2 protein-coding genes are annotated in these 3,468 nt (G+C 44.8%); one reads left to right on the top strand and one right to left on the bottom strand.

Translation table 11 applies throughout. The features are described from left to right. On the bottom strand, nucleotides 1-372 hold a 372-nt coding region (locus IEV17_RS17030; RefSeq protein ID WP_147392599.1), incomplete at its 3' end, for a recombinase family protein. 94 nt (nucleotides 373-466) lie between these two features. On the opposite strand from IEV17_RS17030, the gene IEV17_RS17025 reads away from it, so the two are divergent. Beyond that, nucleotides 467-3,433, top strand: coding sequence for a Tn3-like element ISAcsp1 family transposase (locus IEV17_RS17025; protein WP_004726714.1), 2,967 nt, complete (start codon nucleotides 467-469; stop codon nucleotides 3,431-3,433). Nucleotides 3,434-3,468: the final 35 nt, after the last annotated feature.

Below are 3,468 nucleotides of genomic sequence, written 5' to 3'. Positions count from 1 at the left end.
TGCTAATGCAGACATCACAGAAGCCATGAGCTTTCCCTGAGATGTGGAAAGGTCAAACTGCAAACCTGTTTGTGCCACCAGAGATACCCCGAAATGCCCAAGATCTTGTAATGACTGTACGAGATCCACGGTGCTTCTGCCCCAGCGTGTCAATTCCGTCACCAAGATGGCATCGATTTCACGAGATTGCGCCATGGTCATCAAGTATTTTCTTTGCAATCTCTCATCCTTACTGCCTGATGCAGTTTCTTTCCAAACACCGACAACATCGTAGCCGCAACGATTGGCGTAGGCACGTAGGTCATATTCCTGTCGTTCGCAGGACTGATCGTTCGTTGATACTCGGCAATAAATGGCCGCATTCTGTCCCAATTGAACCTCCTTGCGAAATTGCAGCGCAAAGCTAAGCGTGGCGGTACAAAATAATGTACCTTTAATAGTTTAGTTTATTTGGGACTAATGAGCCATGCCGCGCCATTCTATTTTGTCGTCCACGGAATTGGGAAGCCTGTTCGAAATTCCAGATGATAGAGCTTTTATGCTTCAGCATTACACTCTGAGTGATTCTGATAAATCCATAGTCCATCAACATCGAGGGGCATCCAACAAGCTAGGCTTTGCAATTCAACTTTGCTACATGCGTTACCCTGGAGTGATATTGGGTATTAACGACGAACCATTCAAACCCTTACTTTTCATGATGGCTGCTCAACTTAGTATATCAGTGGACTGCTGGAATGATTATGGTCAGCGCGAGCAAACAAGACGAGAACATATTGCCGAATTGAAAAAAGTTTTTGGGTTCAAACTATTCACCTTGAGTGACTATCGGCAATCGGTCAATATGATGGTGGATTTGTCCCTTCAGACAGATAAAGGTCTTATTTTAGCCACAACTCTCGTTGAAAATTTACGACAAAAATCAGTCCTTTTGCCAGCTATAAATGCAATTGATAGTATTTGCGCAGAAGCAATCACATCTGCCAACCGCATAATTTATACTGCTTTGACGAGCTCACTTTCAGAAACTCATCGTCAAAATATAGATGCTTTGCTGAACCGTAAAGAGGGCAGCAAACTGACAATATTGGGGTGGCTTAGACAGTCACCAGCTAAACCAAACTCAAAGTACATGCTTGAGCACATTGAGCGGCTGAAGTGCTTACAAGCCATCGATCTACCTGAAGACATTGGAAAACACGTTCATCAAAATCGCTTACTGAAAATTGCTCGCGAAGGTGGGCAAATGACTCCTGCTGATTTGGCCAGATTTGAATCTCAACGTCGATATGCCACTTTGGTAGCAATCGTTGTGGAGAGTATGGCCACGATCACCGACGAAATTATTGACCTGCATGATCGCATTATTGGAAAGCTATTTGCTATCGCAAAAAATAAACACCAGCAACAATTTCAATCATCAGGTAAAGCGATCAACGACAAAGTGCGTTTGTATGGGCTTATCGGGAAAGCCTTGCTAGATGCCAAGCAAAATGGCAGTGATCCGTTTGCCGCCATCGAAACTGTTATTTCATGGGATGCTTTTGCAGCAAGTATTACTGAGGCAGAAAAACTGGCGCAACCCGAAGACTTTGATTTTTTACCACGAATTGGCGAGAGCTATGCAACTTTACGCCGTTACGCGCCAGAACTTCTTGCCATACTTAAATTGCGTGCTGCCCCAGCAGCAAAAGATATGCTTGCCGCTGTAGAGTTGCTCCGCAGCATGAATGTTGATAATACACGAAAAATCCCCTCTAATGCTCCAATAGCGTTTATCAAAAAACGGTGGGCAAGACTAGTCTTTACCGATGATGGTATTGATCGCCGCTATTACGAAATATGTGTGTTATCTGAACTTAAAAACTCGCTACGGGCTGGGGATCTCTGGGTACAAGGCTCTCGCCAATTCAAAGACTTCGATGAGTATTTAGTGACTGCTGATAAATTTAATCAGCTAAAACAGTCCAATGAGTTACCTCTAACCATTACTACTGATTGTGATCTATATTTGCAAAGTCGCCTTTCACTATTGGAGCAGAAATTAGCAATCATTAATCGCATGGCAGCGACCAACGATTTGCCTGATGCGATGATCAATCAATCTGGTCTAAAAATAACACCTCTCGATGCCGTGGCTCCTGATACAGCCCAAACTTTAATTGACCAAACAGCAATGCTGTTACCACATATCAAGATCACCGAATTATTAATGGAGGTCGATGAATGGACAGGCTTTACTCGACACTTCACTCATTTGAAAACGGATGACACTGCGAAGGATAAAGCGTTATTGCTCACGACCATACTGGCTGATGCAATTAATTTAGGGCTGACGAAAATGGCCGAATCATGTCCTGGTACAACTTATGCCAAACTCTCATGGCTACAGGCTTGGCATATCCGTGATGAAACTTATTCAACGGCATTGGCCGAATTGGTGAATGCTCAATTGAAACAACCTTTCGCTGAAAACTGGGGAGATGGCACTACCTCCTCATCAGATGGCCAACGCTTCCGCGCAGGTGGCAGAGCTGAAAGTACAGGACATATCAATCCAAAATATGGCGCAGAGCCTGGAAGGTTATTTTATACACACATTTCTGATCAATACGCACCATTTAGCAGTAAGCTGATCAATGTGGGCGTTCGTGATTCAACCTATGTTCTTGATGGGCTGCTGTATCACGAGTCTGATTTACGCATCGAGGAACACTACACCGATACGGCTGGATTCACCGACCATGTTTTTGCACTCATGCACATGCTAGGGTTTCGATTTGCACCACGAATTCGTGATCTGGGCGATACGAAACTCTATATTCCAAAGTCAGACATAGACTATGCCGCACTTAAACCCATGATTGGCGGCACACTGAATATCAAACAGATTCGTACTCATTGGGACGATATTTTGCGTCTGGCCGCATCAATCAAGCAAGGGACTGTCACAGCGTCGCTAATGCTACGTAAACTCGGTAGTTATCCACGACAGAATGGTTTGGCATTGGCATTACGAGAGCTGGGGCGTATTGAGCGCACACTGTTTATCTTGGATTGGTTGCAAAGCGTAGAACTACGCCGTCGGGTTCAAGCTGGATTAAATAAAGGTGAAGCCCGTAATGCATTAGCGCGCGCCGTTTTCTTTTATCGATTGGGTGAGATTCGAGATCGAAGCTTTGAGCAACAGCGTTATCGAGCCAGTGGCTTGAATCTAGTGACCGCCGCCATTGTATTGTGGAACACGGTTTATTTAGAGAGAGCGACTAACGCCCTACGAGGGCATGGTCGCACAGTCGATGATACCTTGCTGCAATATCTGTCACCGCTGGGGTGGGAGCACATCAATTTAACTGGGGATTATCTATGGCGAAGCAAAGCCAAGATAGGTGGTGGAAAATTTAGGCCATTGCGCGCAATTGAAAAACCTTAGCGTGCTATATTTTCCGTTTCCTGAGACGACCCCTA

The sequence above is a fragment of the Acinetobacter modestus genome (assembly GCF_014636095.1).
Classification (GTDB): domain Bacteria; phylum Pseudomonadota; class Gammaproteobacteria; order Pseudomonadales; family Moraxellaceae; genus Acinetobacter; species Acinetobacter modestus.
The sequence above is the reverse complement of the archived record's forward strand: the minus strand, read 5'-3'. Positions and strand labels throughout refer to the sequence as shown.